Below are 18,314 nucleotides of genomic sequence, written 5' to 3' on the forward strand. Positions count from 1 at the left end.
TTTATGCAACGACGAGATTTTTGCAAAAATACCCTGCTAACCGGTGCCGCTGCGCTTGCTGCGCCATTGATAGGCAAAGCCGCGCCCATGAACTTTTTACAGGGTAACGAACCGCTGCAACTGATGGGCAACCGCTTTGTCACCTTTTGCATCATGATACGCACTTCGCCCTGGGAGGTATCGCGCGATGTTAAACTCATTAAACGCGACGAGGCCTTTGCGCATACGCTTGAAGTGGTGCGTACCCTGCGCGAAACCTTTGCCAAAAACGCACCGGGCGGCCGCATTACCTGGGGCTTTACGCTGAACGCGTTGGAAGATAAACGCCAGAATTATGTAGATATCCGCAAGTATGTTGCCGAATGCCGCCTGAAGTATGGTGACGAAATATCTTACTTCCCCGGCTATTTTCCGGCCATGTACCTGCCACGTGAGCGCGTGAATAAAGAAATGACCGAAGCCCTGCAACGCATAACAGCTGTAGCGGGCAACGGTTATCGCCCAAAGGGTATAATCGGCGGCTTTTTATCGGCCAACAACCTGGCTTACCTTGCTGAAAAAGAGAATATCCACGTGGCGCATGCGGTGATATGGAGCCAGCACGAAACCGATGGGGGCGGGGCAGATGGTTCGCCGTCGTACCCTTTCTATCCCTCAAAAGAACATTTTTGTAAACCCGCGCAAGGCAAAGCCGACTTCATTGATTGCGTGAATTTGGATGGTTGGAGTGTGGATTTCCTTTGCGCACTACAAAGCGGCAACGTGTGGGGTACCACGCCTTTTAATGGTGCCGCCAGTAGGCGTGGCGTTGGACCTATCGAAAGTTATGGCGATTGGGGGCTGGATATAGGCCACCTGTCGGTAATGCATACGCAATCTCTGCACTTCGATAAGGGTTTTGAGTTGAACGGCTTCGGCTGGATACCCAATATATGGGAAGCTGCCTTGGTGAAGATAGCCGAACGCAAAAATTGGGACGATACCCTGGCTTACCGGGCTTTAGATAAATGGATAAGCGGCACCGTGCAGCGCTGGCCCGACGTGAAGTTTGTAACCTTTGGCGAGTACGGCGAATTATGGCGCGCCCACTACAACGACAATAGCCAATGGAATTACCGCTTCGAAGAGCGCGGGCTGGGCATAGGCAACTCCTGGGGCGATAAGGAAATAAAATGGTACATGAACCGCGAGTTCCGGCTGGCAACGGTGCGCAACTGGCATAAAGAAGGCCCCGAAATGGTGGTAGACTTTACCCGCTACGACCTCCCGGCTACCGAACCCGCCGACCCATCGCCCGAGAAGCCCGTAAAGGATTGGAGCCTGATGAACCGCCTCAACCAAAAAGGTGTGCGCCCGCAGGATAAACCGGTTTTAATAAGTGAACTAACGAACGGGGAAAAGGAATTGATAGGGAAGTATTACCCGGGCTTGTTGAAGTAGCGAAAGGCTGTATTTGAAATCCTTAACAATTTCATAACACGTTATTGCTTAACCGCCAACACGTAATTACGTATAATGCTTTGTGCGAGCATTATTTATTTCCTTAATTAAATCGTTCCGGATACGGCTGTTAGGCAGCTTCCTGTCCTTTCTGTTCATCCTTATTATTTGGGTGCTTACCTATTTGTGGGTAGACCACCATCAGCAGCAATTGCGTTTATACGGCAACCGCTTAACGGCCGTGCAGGTGCAATACCTGGCCAGTACCGCTCATCTGCAAAAATTTATGCTGTCGGGTTATCATGAAGCGGCTTTCTACAAAAACGGCGCACAGCCGGATATCGACCGTTTTCTGTCTTCGCAACGTAATTTGCAAACGCAATTAAAACAGTTGCAGGGCATGGCTAACACCAACGATATTCCTGTTGGCGGGCATTTGGAAAAACTCAGCCGGCTTACGGCATCAACCTTGGCATCGGGTGCCGAATTAAAACAACTATATTTTCAAAAAGGCTTTGTAAACTATGGCATGGAAGGGCAAATGCGCAAGCATGCCCACTGGCTGGAGGATTCGGGCAGGGTGGCCAAATATGATATTTTGCAATTACGCCGCCACGAAAAGGATTTTATGCTACGCGGCGAAGACGATTACGCCAAACAGTTTTATGAGCTCATTGAGCCGCTGATAGCCAAAGCGCCTACAAACGACGAAAATACTATCGCTCTTAAGGCTTACCGCCAATGCTTCTCCGCACTGGTAGGTTATACGCATGCATTGGGTATCAACACCGCTCATGGAGTAGTGCCGCAAACATTACAGGGCATAGCCGAATTTAACCGTGAGTACCTCGCCGCCGACAATGTTGCTCAGGCATCAATCGCCGAACTGATGGACTCATTCAAAGCGATACTGATCGTAGCATCATGCCTGTTGCTTTGTTTGGTGATATGGATGAGTTATATGCTTTCTAAGCACCTTACGCAGGATATCAGTAAGCTGAATAAGGTGATGGCCGATTTCATTAAGTCGGATTTTCATGATATCCGCCCTGTTACTTCTGATGCCGGCATTGTGCCCAATAGCTGGGAGATAGCCAAACTTTATTCTGATTTCAACCTGTTAAGAACCACGCTGCGCGACCATATCCGCGAACTGGATCAGCAAACATCGGATATGCAGGCCATGAACGAGGAGTTGCAGGCACAATCGGAAGAGTTGCGTGATGTGAACGACGAACTGATGAGCCAGCGGGAACAGGAGCACCGCCTTCGCGAGGAAGCTGAGAAGGCCAACCAGGCAAAAAGCATCTTCCTGGCCACCATGAGCCATGAGATACGCACACCCATGAACGGTGTATTGGGTATGACCGCCCTGCTGCGCGAAACCGAATTGGATGCCGAGCAAAGCGATTACCTGGAAACCATCCGTAACAGCGGCGAAAACCTGATGACGGTGATAAACGATATCCTCGATTTCTCGAAGATAGAATCGGGCAAGTTGGAGCTGGACCCGCACGATTTTGACTTGCAGCAATGTATTGAAGAGGTAATGGATATTTTTGCCGGCCCCGCAGCCCGTAGCGGTATCGACCTGATATATCACATTGATCCGCAGGTTCCGCTAAACCTGGTAGCCGATAGCCTTCGCCTGAAACAGGTATTGATAAACCTGCTGAACAACGCGCTTAAGTTTACCCACAACGGCGAAGTGTTTTTGAGTGTGGAAGCAGAGCAAACCGGCGAGGGCCGCGTGCAGCTGGCCTTTGTAGTACGCGATACGGGTATTGGCATCCCTGCGGATAAACTTCCGGGCTTGTTCAGTGCCTTCTCGCAGGTAGATTCTTCTACCACCCGCAAATACGGAGGCACCGGGCTTGGTTTGGCGATATGCGTAAGGCTGGTGCAATTGATGCAGGGCGATATACATGCCGAAAGCACTTTTGGCGAGGGTACGGCCATGCATTTTAATATTAGTGCAGAAGTTGGCACAACACCCGCAACCGGCGAGGCTATGCTTACCATGCATAGTATTGCCGGCAAGCATATTCTGGTGGTTGATGATAACGAAACCAACCGTAAAATACTAAAACTGCAACTGGAGCAATGGAAACTGCGCGTAACGTTGGCTACATCGGGCGACGAAGCGCTGAAGCTGGCATCGTTGCTACAGTTCGATCTGGTAGTGAGCGATATGCAAATGCCTGAGATGGATGGAGCCATGTTGGCTGCACAATTGCACAGGCAACATCCCAAGTTACCGATTGTTTTACTAAGCTCTATTGGCGACGAAAGCAAGCAACGCTACCCAGGGCTGTTCTCATCAATACTCACCAAGCCGGTCCGCCAGCAGCAGCTTGGGAAATCCATACTGCAGGCGCTTGCCCATTACGAAAGCGCACCGCAGCAGCCCGTGCAAACCCTGCTCGATGCTTCGTTCGCCCTGCATAACCCGCTGGATATTTTGGTTGCTGAGGATAACGCCATCAACCAAAAGCTTATCATCCGTATCCTCAATAAATTAGGTTACGAGCCTGCACTTGCCGAGAACGGCGTAGAGGTAATGAGCATGCTGGAGCTAAAACCCTACGATTTGATACTGATGGATATCCAAATGCCGGAGATGGACGGTTTGGAGGCTACGCAGCTCATCCGCAGCAGTAACGTTGATCAGCCGCTGATAGTAGCCATGACGGCCAACGCCATGCACGAGGATAAAGAGGAGTGCCTTCGCGTGGGCATGAACGATTATTTGCCCAAACCCGTAAAGCTGGAAGCGCTGCTGGAGGTACTGGGCCGCATGTCGCAATTGGCTACGGCAAGCTAAACATTGGCTTAACAATAGTTTTGTAACTTGCGGGCATGCAAAACAACCCTAAACGTTTGCCCCGCCCGGTATTTAAGTTGAACGTGCCGGATGATTCTTTTAAATTCCTACCCGTACCGCCGCCTACAGGCCAACACCCATACCATTTAAGCCACCCCGCCACAGGTGCCGATAAACTGGTTTTCCACATGGTGGGCGATACGGGGGGCTTTCGGGATACAGGTTTTCAGCATAAAGTAGCCTCGGTTATGGCAGCGCAATGCGAGGAATTAACAGGCGATGAGCGCCCGCAATTTCTTTTCCACCTGGGCGATATTGTTTATAACCACGGCGAAGCAAGCCAATATGCCGAACAATTTTTTAAGCCTTACGAGAATTACGCCGGCCCGGTTTATGCCATTGCCGGCAACCATGATAGCGATGTGAACCCTGTTGCAGCGCAACCTTATAAAAGCCTCGATGCTTTCAAAACCGTTTTCTGCGCTACCGAACATAAAGCTGTTCCGTTCGGAGGCGATACCAAACGCCAAAGCAGCATACAACCCAATATTTACTGGACGCTGGAGACCGAACTGGCCAACATTATTGGCATGCACAGTAACGTGCCCAAGTTTGGCGTAGTTACCGATGAGCAACGCAACTGGCTGATAGAAGAGCTGAAATGGGCAGATAAACAACGCCCCGGCAAGGCTATGATATTAGCCATACACCACGCTCCCTACACTGCCGATTTTAACCACGGTTGCAGCCTGCCGATGATAGAATTATTAGAAGGCGTATTTGCCGAAACCGGCATCCGCCCCGACTTGGTAGCCAGTGGCCACGTGCACAATTACCAGCGCTTTCAGCACAAATATCCCGAAGGTAAGCCGCTTACTTTTTTAGTTGCAGGTGCCGGAGGGTACGACGAGCTGCATTGGCTGGTGGGCGAGAACGACCCTAATTACACACCCGATAGCCCGCTGTTAACAAATGTTGAATTACAGGATTATAGCGATGATAAACATGGCTTCCTGAAAATTGCAGTGGAGAAAACAGGGCAGGGCGTAACCATTAAGGGGGAATATTACCTGTATACCGGCGAGGTGGCAGACAGGTTCGAGATAGCGGTTAGTTAATGGTAGACGCGGGTAAGGAATCGAACCTATAAAATGCTGCCGGCCAGCCCCGCTTTAAATACTTCGATGTAAAAGTAAGCAGAAATTTAAGGTTAATAACACTTGTTAACAACATTTAACCGAAGCATCACACGGGGTTTATGTTGGCGGCGATTGCCCGCGATACTTTCTTTTTTGTTAACGCGGGGCTTATCATTACTTTTTATTGGGTGGGTAACTTGCATCAGTTTACCTAAAAGGATATGCAACGCAGATCGGCCCTTAAAAGCATCGGCGCGGCTTTAATGCTGCCGGCCTTTAACCCATCAATAGTTACCACCCCGGCAAAACCCGTCCTCCGGGTGGCTCATATTACCGACGTCCACCTCAAAAACGACCTCGGTGCTCCCTCCAAATTTACCCGCTGCCTGCACCATATTCAGCAGCAGGATGCTAAAGTGGACTTTATTCTTAACGGCGGCGATATCGTGTTCGACATGAACAAGGAAAACATTGGCACCATTAACAAACAATGGCAACTACAGCGCAGCCTGATGAAGAACGAGAACGGCTTGCCCGTTAAGTACTGTTTGGGTAACCACGATATTTGGTGGTACGAAGATGGCAAAGGCGAGGCCTTATACGGCAAAAAATATGCGCTGGAACAACTACAGATGCCTAAGCCTTATTACAGTTTTACGCAACAGGGCTGGAAGTTCATTATTCTCGATAGTGTTCACCTGGATGTAGACGATACCTGGTACATTGGCAAACTGGGCGATGAACAATTTGCCTGGCTGGAAAACGAACTGAAAGCCACACCTGTAGAAATGGCCGTGCTGGTAATGACGCATATCCCCATCCTCACAGCCACTAACCTCATCGAAGACGAAATTGTAAACAAATGGACCATGCTGGGGGGCGATATGCATACCGATACCTCCAAGATCATCAGCCTTTTTTATAAATACCCCAACGTAAAGCTATGCCTCAGCGGGCACATCCACCTGCGCGAAAAGCTGGTATACAACAACGTAACCTATATCTGTAACGGCGCCGTAAGCGGCTCGTGGTGGGAGGGCAATCGCCGCGAAACTTATCCGGGATATGGTTTGATAGACCTTTATGCTGATGGTAGTTTTGATGAGCAATACGTTAAGTATTAAGTCAAAAATCAAAAGTTAAAAGTCAAAAATACGAAGTTGCAAGTCCGGGGAGCTGTCGTTCAAGGATAGAGACGGTTTTGTTGCAGATCAGGGGTTATCACGAGCGGGTACTGTATATCGATGTTATTAATGTGATGTTGAAGCCATTGCACCAGCGGTGCAACAGGTCGGTAGATCAATAATAGAAAACATTATTAGCATGCCGTTAGGTATGCAACATCGCCAGTTTCGCACCCAACGGCGCGATATTGAGGGGCTGTATTTCTACCGACCTTTCATCCCGATGGGATGGTCAAATTAATTACGCCAAATTAAGCTTCTAACCCAACTTTCACCAACGGTATAACTTCCTTCCCTATAAGTTCAATAGAATGCATTAGTTGCTGATGCGTTAATCCCGCATTGTCCATCTGAAAGGTGAACCTGTCAACTCCACCGAGTGCTTCGCTGTGGTGCAGAAGTTTTTCGGCAACCTGTCTTGGTCCGCCAACCATCAATACACCTTCGGGTCCAACAAGGTGGTCGAACTGGTTGCGGGTTACGGGCGGCCAGCCGCGTTCGCGGCCAAGTTTGGTCCATAGTTCGGCGTAGCCGGGGTAATATTCGTTTACGGCTTTTGCGTTGGTATCAGATACAAAGCCCGGCGAATGCAGCCCTACCGTTAATTGCTCGGGTTTAAAGCCTGCACGTGCGCCGGCTTCGCGGTAAAGATCTACCAAGGGGCGGAACCGACTGGTATTGCCGCCGATGATGGTTACCATCAAAGGCAAACCTAAAGTACCGGCTCTTACAAACTATGCCGGCGTGCCGCCAACGCCCAGCCAAACCGGTAGTTTCTGTTGTAAAGGGCGGGGGTAAACAGGCAGATTAGGGATAGGCGCGCGGAATTTTCCATTCCAGTTCACAAACTCATTATCGCGTATTTGTAAAAGCAAGTCAAGTTTCTCGCTAAACAGGGCATCATAATCATCCAGGTCGAAACCGAAAAGAGGATAAGCTTCTACCGACGAACCGCGGCCAACAACCATTTCGGCGCGGCCTTTGGATATCAAATCGAGCGTGGCAAAGCTTTGGAAAACACGCACCGGATCGGCGGCACTTAATACGGTTACGGCGCTGCTGAGCCTGATGCGCTTAGTGCGCGCCGCAGCGGCAGCCAATATTACGGCCGTTGCCGAATCTAAAAACTCTTTACGGTGGTGTTCGCCAATGCCGAATACATCCAGGCCAACCTCGTCGGCCAGTGTAATACGATCGAGCAATTGCTCCATGGCATCAACAGGTGTTAACGCATTAGAACCATACATCGCCGAGGCGAAACTATCTACTCCAATTTCCATACTGCAAATTGCAATAATTTTTGGCCAACAATGGTAATTGCCGGGTCAATTTCAAGCGGTCGTCGAGTTGCCTGAAACTTTTAGGAAAGCGGATGCTTTAATTTATTATGAACACAGATAACAAAACTATATTAACCCGGGCAAACGAGTTTGTAACCAACGGCGATAACGAAGGCTTCCTTAATTTTTGTACAGATGACGTAATATGGGAATTTGTTGGGGATAGAACTTTGGAGGGAAAGGAGGCCGTTCGTGAATACATGAAAGCCAATTACATAGAACCGCCACAATTTAACGTAGAACAATTAATTGCAGAGGGAGAAATGGTAACCGCCATCGGCACCATCAGAATGAAGAATGAAAGCGGAGCAATGGTAAATTACGCTTACTGCGATGTATGGCGCTTCCGCGATGGTAAAATGGCGAGTTTGAAAGCCTTTGTTGTAGGGGTTGACTAAGAAGAACTGCCCGTTCTTCCCTCAATCAGGGCATAATAAAACATCTGAATCAGTTGAAAACTATTGCCTAAGCAATTTAATTTTCTCCCTACAGATATAATATGTTGCTCAATTACGCTATAAACCCACGATGCCCTGTTGTTAGTACAAAGTGTATCTCTTTCAATTCCTTTATCTTCTTTGCAAACAGGTTTACTATAGTGCAAGACTCGTTTTTTGCGGGTTTTGTTTTTTTGAATACTACTTTCATACTTTGGGTTTAACCAAAGTTGTGCCAAAAGTATTTCGAACATAATTTAGATTATCTGTTTATGTTCGAAACATAAATAAAGCCGGATAAACGTTATATTTGACTATAAAGCGAAACACATGGATACAGTATTGCTTCAGATAAATAATGAGAAAGCTTACAAATTGATCGAAGATTTGGAAGCACTTGATATTATTACTGTGCTCGAAAAGAAAGTCGGTGCTAAAGAAAAACTGTCAAAACGATTTGCCGGTTCACTCAATCTTTCAGATAAAGAGTATCAGGAATTTCAGGACGCGTTAACGCAAGGCAGGAACGAATCGGAAAGAGATATTTGATCGATACCAATGTTGTTATAGGTTATCTTGATAACAAGTTACCGGCTGAGGCGATGGTCATGCTAAACGACGTGGTTGACGATGTCTCGAACTTATCAGTGGTCTCTAAGATCGAAATATTGAGGTTTAACGCTACACCCGGCGCGTATAAAGTATTGGAGGATTTTATAGGCGAAAGCAATGTTATAGGGCTAACCGAGGCTGTGGTAGAGAGAACTATATTAGTGTGCAAAGCTCATCGTATAAAATTACCCGACGCTATTATAGCAGCTACTGCACTAACGCTTGATTACACGTTGCTAACCAGAAATATTTCAGATTTTAAGAATATTTAGGTTTGGAATTTATAAACCCCTGGGAAATGTAAAAAGCCCTGCATTCCTTCAAGAATACAGGGCTTTTCAAGTTAGTTATTTCTACATCCCGTCAAACGCAAAAACTTCTTTCGCTAAAGGTTTGCGTGGCAGCATCTCCGGTTTTATACTTGCCTGGTAAACAAACGATGCTACTATAATGGCAGCTTGTTTCAGGTCATCTATCTGCAGGTGGTCGTAGCTATCCATATTGCTGTGGTGGGTGCGGGTTTCGTAATCAATAGGGTCCTGTATAAACTGGAAGCCCGGAATGCCCGCCCAATCGAACGACAGGTGGTCTGTAGAGCCCGTGTTTTTGTTTGCTACTGTGCTTGCCCCAAGATCCTTGAAAGGCGCGAACCACTGCTCGAACATCGGTTTAACTGCCGTGTTGCCCTGGGTATAAATGCCGCGTATTTTGCCGGTGCCATTATCTAAATTGAAGTAAACAGATACTTTCGCCTGCTCGGGTTTCAATTTAAAATCGGTACCCATAAAGTGGTTTTTAACATAGCCGTAAGACCCGTAAACACCCTGTTCTTCGCCACCCCAAAGTGCAATGCGTATAGTGCGCTTAGGTTTCAGCCCCAGCGAATCTAACAAGCGCACGGCTTCCATCATCACAATACAGCCAGCAGCGTTATCGGTTGCACCGGTTGCGGCAGTCCACGAGTCGAGGTGCCCGCCCAGCATTACCAGCTGCGATTTTAGTTTAGGGTCGGTGCCCGGTATTTCGGCAACCACATTGTAGCCTTTGGTATCTTCGGTAGAAAGCGTTGCTTTAATGTTTACCGCCAACTCCACCGGCTGTCCGCCGCTTACCAGCCTGCGTATCTTCTGCCCGTCTTCAACCGATATACTTATCCTTGGCAGGTTCTCCGGATCAGTAGTTTTAAAACCGCCGTTGGCTTGTACAAATACCGTCCCGTTTATGTTGTTGCGCCCGGTGCTGATGATGGCTATAGCTCCCGAGCTTTTCAACAGCGCATCAACCCGCGCTAATATTTTAAAAAAGCCGGTGTATTGCTCTATCTCTGCGTGCGATACCATGTAGGTATCTTTGGTATTGGCCAGCGCGGTATCGCTAAGGCGCTGGGCCGACGGTTTAAAGTTTGAAGAAGTATTTATTTTAGCCCCATGTACCAATATAAATTTGCCTTTATAGTCGGCCAGGTGCTGTTTAAGGTAAACGGTATCCATCATCTTTTCGCCCGGTAGCAGAGCAACCTGTGCCTGTTGTGGTCCGTTGGTTGATGGGCTCCATGGGTCGGGGTATGCCATAATACTTTGTGCGTAAGGCACACGCATGCTGATGCTGAAATCCTGCAGGTCCCATTGTTTGCCAAACTCGCCCCATGGCTCCATGGCGGCATTAGTTAAACCCCATTTTTTCATGGTTTCTATGGCCCAGGTGGCCGCGCGTTTATAGCCCGGAGAGTTGGTTAGCCTCGGCCCCGAAACATCGGTAAGGTAATGCGCGATTTGTTCAATTTGCGAGCTTGATAATTCGGCCTTGCGTATCTTGTTAAATGCAGCAGTATCTACCTGTGCTAACAAAGGCGAACTGCAAAGCAGGCAGGCCGCTGCAGCTAAATTTTTATAAAAGTTTTTCATGTTTTGTGGTGTAAGCGGTTGTTTGCGTGAAGTTAGTTAATAAATGTGGGATTATTAAAATGGCTGAAAAGCGTTAAGGTTGAAGCGAACTAATTTCATAAACCTTTGGTCATATTAAATGCCCAACAAGGGCAACTGCCCCAATAAGTGCGATAAAATTTATACCTTTCACCATTGCCGGCAGCGGCCACCATTTACTTTATGAATAACTGGATAAAAAACTACAGCAGTATAATTTGGCTACTAACGGGCATTTTGGCCGGAACGCTGGTAGGGGTAATATTCGGTAAAGATGCCGAAATACTAAAACCCGTTGGCGATATCTTTCTGAACCTACTATTCGTGGCCGTAATACCGCTGGTTTTCTTTGCTATAGCATCGGCCATAGCCAATTTGCAGGGCACGCAAAAGCTAAGCCGCATTATGTGGGTAATGACGGCGGTTTTCCTTGGAATGATACTGATGGCAGCCATATTAACCATTACCGCCATGTGGATATTGCCGCTGGATAACAGTATGGCCAAAGCAACAGCCGACCTATCCAAAGAAGCCGGCCAAAAGTTTACAGGCGATTCCATTGTTCAGCTATTCACCACCAGCGAATTTTTCAACCTGCTTTCGCGTAAGAATATGTTGGCCATGATCATCTTCGCCATACTGGTGGGATTTGGTTCGTTAAGGGCAGGGGAGAAAGGGAAGGCTTTCAGCGAGTTCTTAAATGCGGGTAACGAAGCCTTTAAACAAGTTTTCATCATCATCATGAAAGCCGGGCCTGTTGGTTTGGGTGCTTATTTTGCCTACCAGGTTGCTGAATTTGGCCCCGCTTTGTTTGGAACCTATGCGCATACATTGGGTATTGGATATGGGGTAAGCTTGTTTTACTATGCAGTATTTTACAGTATATATGCCTTTATAGCAGGTGGAGTTAAAGGGATAAAACGCTTTTGGCGGAATAACATTATCCCTTCGGCAACAGCAGTAGCCACCTGCAGTAGCATAGCTACCATACCTGCAAATATAGATGCAGCCAAAAAAATGGGTGTGAGCGATGTGATAGCGGGTATAACCATTCCGCTTGGCGGGCCATTGCATAAAGATGGTTCCAGTGTGTCGTCTATCCTGAAAATGGCGGTGGTATTTGCCATGTTCGGCCGCGGGTTTGATGGGCCGGGCGTTATTGCCGTTGCCCTGGGCATGACGGTGCTGGTAAGTATTGTAGAAGGCGGTATTCCTAATGGCGGTTACATAGGCGAGCTGCTTTTTATCTCGGCTTACGGTTTCCCGCCCGAAGCATTGCCGCCTGCTATTATCATCGGTACATTGATAGACCCTGTAGCTACCTTGTTGAATGCTACAGGCGATAACGTAGCGGCTATGATGATTAACCGCTTTGCGGAAGGGAAATTGGTGCCGGAGGATAAAACTTCTGTAAGTTGATGATTTAGCTCAAATATTCTAACGGATGTTTTTGCGATAATAATTTTGCAACATCTCCGGTAACATCTAAAATAAGATTGTCAAACTCAATGTGCTTTAATAAAAAGAAGTCATCAAGAGACAGTTTCCCATCCATGTTCAAATCTGTCGGGGTTTCGTTGATGAAATCTATGATTGAGTTTATTAAAAAGACTAAGTAATACTTTAAGTGTGAGGTAATATCCAACATGTCATAATTGTTGTTGGCTGCGTGCACTATTGCATTTCGTTGACGATAAATTCTTAGAAGGTTCCATTCGAGTTTTTGCGCATGCCTAATCAAATTTGTATTGATCGCAGACTTATCTTTTATTCTCGTTTGAAGTTCGTGAGCTCTCCAAGCTATTCCTGGAGTGCTTATATTATTTCTAATCAAATTAAAGTTGGCAATATCTTTCAGATAATCTAAGTTACTTGCGTAAGCCGGTATTAAATCTGTTAGATTATATAATTGTATGTTTTTATGGAAATCTATTAACAGTCTTTTGAAATATGTTACAGCATGAATTTTCTTCATGTAGTCACGAGCTCGTTTTACTTTACTATGCTTTGCATCTCTCGATGAAAAAAAATATTCAATTGCTATCCAAAAATTAAGAAGCTTATTTTCAATTTCTTTGGCCTCGGAGCCACTTCTTAAATAGCGTAAGGCAGCTTCAATTTTATTAATAGTATCGGTAGATACATTCTTAGTTTTAATTGAACTTATTTTATTTGAAAATGTATCGTAAAGAATTTGCTCACTACGAAAGTGTCCTTCCAATTGAAAATCAAGATTTTGAAGCGAGGCTAAATGCGAGCGTTCGCTACCGATAACAACACAAATTTGATGTATGTTGAAGTCATCATTATTGTATCCCATGAATAACACATCCAAAGCTAGTTGTAATTCTTTTCTCACCAAATATGAAGCTTGATAATAATCCAACGCTTTTACGGGAACTATATAAAACACCAGTTTAGGATTATCGGAAAAATATTCCCGTATTCTAGTATTGGTTTTCTTTATGATTGCTTTTATGGAAATTGAATCAAGCTTCTTTAGGACTGGATCAAGTATAACAAGTTGTGCACCAATACCAGGGTTGAGTTTGAATCCAATAACGACATCAAAATTCTCCGGCGCACGGTTAATTAAACTTTTTATAATATTGAGTCGTGAGGGGAAATTAGTAATAGATTTTGAGTAGAAAATTTGATTAATAAACTTGTAGATATATCTTTTAGAATAACCCCTATCTCGAAGTTCTATTAGAAAGAATGGAATGAGTTGATTGAGCTTTGCTAATTCGTTTATTAATATGGTTCCAAGGCTATTTAAACGCGTAATTTCTGCTGTAATTAAATCAAATAAATCCGACGAATAATTTTTATTTTCCTCTATGACAAGATTTACCGTGTAAAAGATTTCATTTGGGTCTTTTTTCTTTAAAATAGAATTGAAATATTTTGTACTAATCCTATTGAACTTTAGATAAGTTTCCTTTTCAAACAACGCTTGAATTTCATCTGATAAAAGCGTTATGTGCTCTACATTGGTTATTTCTTCTAAATTTAGACTTTTAGTAACTTGAATAATCTCTTTTAAAATTGTTTTAGGATTGTGCAATGGAAGCCTATATGATTCTATAGTGCTATGATGTAACAACTCCAGGCATTTCTCGACAAAAAAAATTTCCGCAATTTGAGGCGCAGGTGTCGTATTTATTTTAGATATTTGCATAAACCTGAATTAAAGCATTTTTTATGCTCAAAGATACATAAAGGGAAGGGCAAGATCTAAAAGAACTTTGTTCTGCTGTGAGCCCGACCCTAGGAAATTTAAGCCCGGAAATACCGGGCTTTTTCTTTATCTTATTAATCTATTATCACAAAATGGAAAATGATGAAATAAATGACCTTGCAGATGAGCATGCAAAATCTTTTACCCAATTAACCGAAATTGAAAGCGTGGTTATTCGCGGGCAGGTTCTTGTTGAAAAAAGTTTAAATCGAGCAATCAGACTGATTATCTTAGAGAAGGAGGAATATAAAGACGAAAAGTTCGGCTTTTCGCAAATATTAATGCTTGGTTACATGTTAGGAATATGCACAAAATTTAAAGCTGAATTGAACGCACTTAATAAGTTGAGAAATCAAATTGCACATGGTACCGAATTTGACGATAAATTTGTGCATATTATAATAAAGGGTATACAAGCGCGTAGTCCAGACGTTATCGAAAAAAATCTAAGTTTAAGCAGAAAACTTAGTGCCGCCATCTCTTTTATCTGCGGCGCGATAGCTGTAACCCCTGAATTTTTAGCCAGTGGGAAACTTTTAAGTGTTGTGAAAAAAACTTACGATTATCTAAATACATCACAGAATCCCATAAAGTGAGTTGGTTTCTAATGATTTTTAATTTTTCACTAGCCCCTTCTTATACTCCCGCTGCAACATCCTTGCTGTTTGCGTGCTGCCATCATGGCTCCAGCCGGGTGGGTTAAAAAAGTACAGAAATTTGTTTTTGATGCCCGGCGCATGTTTTACATCGTGCAACAGGGCTTTCCACTCATGGAAAAGGATATTTACCGGGCCAAGGTTCTCGGGCTGATGGGTGAGCCCGTATTTTACGGGTTCGTCATCGTCTTCATCATGAAAGGTGCCAAACATACGGTCCCATATGATGAACATCATGCCCATATTTTTATCCAGATAGGGTATGTTTGATGCATGATGCACACGGTGGTGCGCCGGCGTTACAAATATAAAGGCATACCATTTTGGTAGCGGTATGCGGTATTGCGTATGCACAATGTTGCCGTAAAGCTGTGTAAGCAGGTAGGCATATAAAATATCCACAGCATTAAAGCCGAACAAGGCCAAGGGCATGTAAAAGAAGGTGCGGTATAACGGCTCGAAAACTGTTGAGCGAAAACCCGTACTGAAGTTAAAATGCTCCGACGAGTGGTGTGTTACGTGCATGGCCCAAAACAGGCGGCAATAGTGCCCGGTATAGTGCAGCACCCAATATAGAAAGTCCTGCGCTACTACCAGTATAAACCAATAGGCGTAAGGGTTGGTTATCTCGGTAAACTTAAACCTGTAGGCAAAGCTGAGCAGGAAGAATGAGGTACCATTCACCAGCATATTCATGAAGAAGGCCAGCGTGGTGAGGTAAATATTGGTAAGGGTATCGCGCTTCTCGTAATAGTGCCGGTTATCGCGGTAGCTGAACCACATCTCGGTCAGCGTTAAGCATACCAGCAGGGTGATCAGTACAATTACGGCTTCGCTACGTGCATCTAATGAGGGCATTTTTAGAGTGTAGTGTAATATCTCAAACTATCGCAAAGTTCGTCCTCTGTGCAGATATTATCAATACTAAACTGGCCAATGCGCGTCAGCAGGGTGCAATTTATTTTATTGCCCTGGTTTTTCTTATCTTTCTGCATCAAAGTAAATAAAGCAGGATAGCTGTCGTCGGCAATTTTATGTTTAGGGTAAAGCTTTCCAAATACTTCTACTATCTCAGCCAGTTCGGCATCAGATAGGCCGGCTTTTTTATTTGATAGCCAGGCTTCGCACACCATACCTACGGCAATAGCTTCGCCATGGGTAAGCGGGTCGCTATCGTGCAGCATCGAGTAAGTTTCTACCGCGTGCCCAATAGTGTGGCCAAAGTTTAGGGCTTTGCGTATGCCGTGTTCGTGCGGGTCTTCGGTAACTACTTCGTTTTTTATCTCTACCGAACGGTGTACCAACTCTAACGATGGCAGGCTCAGGTCGCTGGTTTTTAGCTTATCCCAGTACGCTGCATCGCATATCAGACCGTGTTTCAGCATCTCTGCCAGGCCCGATAGTATCTGGCGATCGGGTAGGGTTTTAAAGAACTCGGCAGCCATAAACACCGCTTTTGGCTGTGTAAAAGTGCCAATGATGTTTTTAATGCTATCTAAATCCACACCTGTTTTGCCACCAACCGAGGCGTCAACCTGCGAAAGGAGGGTGGTGGGTATTTGTACAAAGTCGATACCGCGTTTGTAGGTTGAGGCCACAAAACCGCCAAGGTCGGTTATTACGCCGCCGCCCAGGTTTATCATCAGGGCTTTGCGGTCGGCACCAAAATCTATCAGCATTTTCCAAACGCCTACGCAAAAATCAATGTTCTTGCTTTCTTCGCCGGCGTTTATCTCTATCAGGTCGTAATTGCCATCTTCGCCCAGGTATTGTTGCAGCAGGGGCAGGCAGTGAACAGAAGTATTTTCGTCGGTTAAAACAAAGCTGCGCGAGTATTTGCCTTGTTCAATAAATTTAACCAGTTGGGTAAGGCTATCTTCGAAGTAAATGTTGTAGCCGTTGCTTTGTATCGTTTCCATATTAAATAACCTTGACAGTAGTACCCCTGAATTCAACCAGGTCGCCTGCTTTTACTTTCAGGCGTTTGCGGTAGTCGATAGTGCCGTTGTAGCTTACTTCGCCGTATTGCACAGCTATTTGGGCCTCGCCGCCGGTTTGTACCAGGCCTGCCGCTTTCAGCAATTGTATCATAGGGATGTAGTCGCCGTCTACCTTAAATTCTATCATGGTGGGCAAAAATAAACTATTCGTACAATAATGGGTTATCAATTTATTAATTTTGCAGCCGTTTGGCAGTTCATAGTTAATGGTTCATAGTTCATAGCAAGCGCGACGCTGTCATGAGCTATCACCTCCGAACCATGAACTATCATCTATGAACTATGATCTAACGTACATGAACAACAAACTCTCCTTCGAAAATACCGAGATAGCTTTTAAACATTCGAGCAATACCGACCTTAACCGCGCCTACTGGCTTTTTAAGGTAATAAACGTGAACTTTTTAGTGAAGATAGGCCCTCCCATTACTAACTTTTTTATGAAGATAGGCATGCCTATTAAGAGCCTTATTAAAGCCACCATATTTAAACATTTCTGCGGAGGCGAAACCATTGAAGAGTGTAATAAAACCATCAAAAACCTGGCCGACGGCGGCGTGGGTACTATATTGGATTATTCTGTAGAAGGGGAGGAAGACGAGACCGTTTTTGATAACACCCGCGACGAGATCATCCGCACCATTATAAAGGCCTCTAAAGACAAAGCTATCCCGCTAACGGTTTTTAAAGTGACCGGCGTAGGCCGTTTTGCTTTGCTGGAGAAACTGGACGAGGGGCTGAAGCTGAATACCGACGAGCAGATAGAGTGGCAAAAGGTGCAGGACCGTGTGCTGGAGATATGCGAAATGGCGCATAGCGAAGGCGTGCCTGTAATGATAGATGCCGAAGAAAGCTGGATACAAAAAACGATAGACCATTTGGCCATTAATATGATGCGCTTTTTTAATAAAGAGAAAGCCATCGTATACAACACCTATCAGCTTTACCGCCACGATAAACTGGCGTCGTTGATAAGCGATTTTACAGTTGCCGAGGATGAAGGTTTTATTTTGGGAGCGAAAATAGTGCGCGGTGCCTATATGGAAAAAGAACGCAAACGTGCCGAAGAACGTAGCTATCCATCGCCTATACAGCCTGATAAATTTGCTACCGACCGCGATTATAACGATGCCCTGGTATTTTGTGCCGACCACGTAGAAAAAATTGCTATAGTAGCCGGCACCCATAACGAAGACAGCTGCCGCCTGCTGGCCGATCTGTTAGATGAAAAAAAGATAGCCCACAACAATCCGCACATTTATTTTTCGCAGCTACTGGGTATGAGCGATAACCTGAGCTTTAACCTTGCCGACTCGAAATACAACGTAGCCAAATACGTTCCCTATGGCCCTATAAAAGCGGTATTGCCTTACTTGTTCCGCCGTGCGCAGGAGAACACCGCCATTGCCGGGCAAATGAGCCGGGAGCTGAGTTTGATAGTGAAGGAAAAGAAACGTAGAGGTTAAAAGTTTTAATATCGAACACCGAATGCTGAATATCGAATAATGAAGTGAAAAAC

General features: G+C 45.4%; 16 protein-coding genes and 1 pseudogene. 10 read left to right on the plus strand and 7 right to left on the minus strand.

Going from position 1 to position 18,314, the window contains the following annotated elements:
- Nucleotides 1-3: 3 nt before the first annotated feature.
- From BC343_RS07655 to BC343_RS07670, 4 genes are all read left to right on the plus strand, one after another.
- On the plus strand, nucleotides 4-1,440 hold the full coding sequence (locus tag BC343_RS07655) for a DUF3863 domain-containing protein (protein WP_078347181.1): 1,437 nt from the start codon (nucleotides 4-6) through the stop codon (nucleotides 1,438-1,440).
- Between the two features lie 82 nt (nucleotides 1,441-1,522).
- A complete protein-coding gene (locus BC343_RS07660; RefSeq protein WP_143822096.1) occupies nucleotides 1,523-4,264 on the plus strand; it encodes a response regulator in 2,742 nt (913 codons plus the stop codon).
- 35 nt (nucleotides 4,265-4,299) lie between these two features.
- Nucleotides 4,300-5,382: a metallophosphoesterase family protein gene (locus BC343_RS07665; RefSeq protein WP_078347183.1), complete on the plus strand. Its 1,083-nt coding sequence runs from the start codon at nucleotides 4,300-4,302 to the stop codon at nucleotides 5,380-5,382.
- Nucleotides 5,383-5,624: 242 nt separating this feature from the next.
- Nucleotides 5,625-6,527 carry a metallophosphoesterase family protein gene (locus BC343_RS07670; RefSeq protein WP_078347184.1) on the plus strand — a complete coding sequence of 301 codons (903 nt, stop codon included), beginning with the start codon at nucleotides 5,625-5,627 and terminating at the stop codon, nucleotides 6,525-6,527.
- A 311-nt stretch (nucleotides 6,528-6,838) separates the two neighbouring features.
- Here the strand turns inward: BC343_RS07670 and BC343_RS31940 are convergent.
- Nucleotides 6,839-7,867: pseudogene (locus BC343_RS31940) on the minus strand (LLM class flavin-dependent oxidoreductase).
- Nucleotides 7,868-7,974: 107 nt separating this feature from the next.
- On the opposite strand from BC343_RS31940, the gene BC343_RS07680 reads away from it, so the two are divergent.
- Nucleotides 7,975-8,325: a nuclear transport factor 2 family protein gene (locus BC343_RS07680; RefSeq protein WP_078347185.1), complete on the plus strand. Its 351-nt coding sequence runs from the start codon at nucleotides 7,975-7,977 to the stop codon at nucleotides 8,323-8,325.
- Here the strand turns inward: BC343_RS07680 and BC343_RS07685 are convergent.
- Complete coding sequence (locus BC343_RS07685; protein ID WP_078347186.1) at nucleotides 8,322-8,618, minus strand: hypothetical protein; 297 nt, start codon at nucleotides 8,616-8,618, stop codon at nucleotides 8,322-8,324. The genes BC343_RS07680 and BC343_RS07685 overlap by 4 nt on opposite strands.
- Nucleotides 8,619-8,694: 76 nt before the next feature.
- Here BC343_RS07685 and BC343_RS07690 point away from each other — a divergent pair, with 76 nt between their 5' ends.
- Nucleotides 8,695-8,913, plus strand: a complete 219-nt coding sequence (locus BC343_RS07690) for a hypothetical protein (protein WP_078347187.1) — start codon at nucleotides 8,695-8,697, stop codon at nucleotides 8,911-8,913.
- Nucleotides 8,910-9,248 (plus strand): type II toxin-antitoxin system VapC family toxin, encoded by a 339-nt coding sequence (locus tag BC343_RS07695; RefSeq protein WP_078347188.1) that lies wholly within the window; start codon nucleotides 8,910-8,912, stop codon nucleotides 9,246-9,248. Before BC343_RS07690 ends, BC343_RS07695 begins: the two co-directional genes overlap by 4 nt.
- An 81-nt stretch (nucleotides 9,249-9,329) precedes the next feature.
- On the opposite strand, the gene BC343_RS07700 is transcribed toward BC343_RS07695, so the two are convergent.
- Complete coding sequence (locus BC343_RS07700) at nucleotides 9,330-10,880, minus strand: M20/M25/M40 family metallo-hydrolase (protein WP_078347189.1); 1,551 nt, start codon at nucleotides 10,878-10,880, stop codon at nucleotides 9,330-9,332.
- A 201-nt stretch (nucleotides 10,881-11,081) separates the two neighbouring features.
- Between BC343_RS07700 and BC343_RS07705 the strand changes: the two genes are divergently transcribed.
- Nucleotides 11,082-12,317: a dicarboxylate/amino acid:cation symporter gene (locus tag BC343_RS07705; protein ID WP_078347278.1), complete on the plus strand. Its 1,236-nt coding sequence runs from the start codon at nucleotides 11,082-11,084 to the stop codon at nucleotides 12,315-12,317.
- 4 nt (nucleotides 12,318-12,321) lie between these two features.
- Here BC343_RS07705 and BC343_RS07710 read toward each other — a convergent pair whose 3' ends face one another.
- Complete coding sequence (locus tag BC343_RS07710) at nucleotides 12,322-14,079, minus strand: hypothetical protein (protein WP_078347190.1); 1,758 nt, start codon at nucleotides 14,077-14,079, stop codon at nucleotides 12,322-12,324.
- 152 nt (nucleotides 14,080-14,231) lie between these two features.
- Between BC343_RS07710 and BC343_RS07715 the strand changes: the two genes are divergently transcribed.
- Nucleotides 14,232-14,735 (plus strand): hypothetical protein, encoded by a 504-nt coding sequence (locus BC343_RS07715; protein ID WP_078347191.1) that lies wholly within the window; start codon nucleotides 14,232-14,234, stop codon nucleotides 14,733-14,735.
- An 18-nt stretch (nucleotides 14,736-14,753) separates the two neighbouring features.
- On the opposite strand, the gene BC343_RS07720 is transcribed toward BC343_RS07715, so the two are convergent.
- The 3 genes from BC343_RS07720 to BC343_RS07730 are packed head-to-tail and all read right to left on the minus strand — an operon-like array spanning nucleotide 14,754 to nucleotide 16,922.
- Nucleotides 14,754-15,653, minus strand: coding sequence for a sterol desaturase family protein (locus BC343_RS07720; RefSeq protein WP_078347192.1), 900 nt, complete (start codon nucleotides 15,651-15,653; stop codon nucleotides 14,754-14,756).
- Between the two features lie 2 nt (nucleotides 15,654-15,655).
- Nucleotides 15,656-16,714 carry a 3-dehydroquinate synthase gene (aroB, locus tag BC343_RS07725; RefSeq protein WP_078347193.1) on the minus strand — a complete coding sequence of 353 codons (1,059 nt, stop codon included), beginning with the start codon at nucleotides 16,712-16,714 and terminating at the stop codon, nucleotides 15,656-15,658.
- A gap of 1 nt (nucleotide 16,715) precedes the next feature.
- Nucleotides 16,716-16,922, minus strand: coding sequence for an RNA-binding S4 domain-containing protein (locus tag BC343_RS07730; protein WP_078347194.1), 207 nt, complete (start codon nucleotides 16,920-16,922; stop codon nucleotides 16,716-16,718).
- Nucleotides 16,923-17,070: 148 nt separating this feature from the next.
- On the opposite strand from BC343_RS07730, the gene BC343_RS07735 reads away from it, so the two are divergent.
- Nucleotides 17,071-18,261, plus strand: coding sequence for a proline dehydrogenase family protein (locus BC343_RS07735; protein WP_238381725.1), 1,191 nt, complete (start codon nucleotides 17,071-17,073; stop codon nucleotides 18,259-18,261).
- Nucleotides 18,262-18,314: the final 53 nt, after the last annotated feature.

Source organism: Mucilaginibacter pedocola (assembly GCF_002013915.1).
GTDB lineage: Bacteria > Bacteroidota > Bacteroidia > Sphingobacteriales > Sphingobacteriaceae > Mucilaginibacter > Mucilaginibacter pedocola.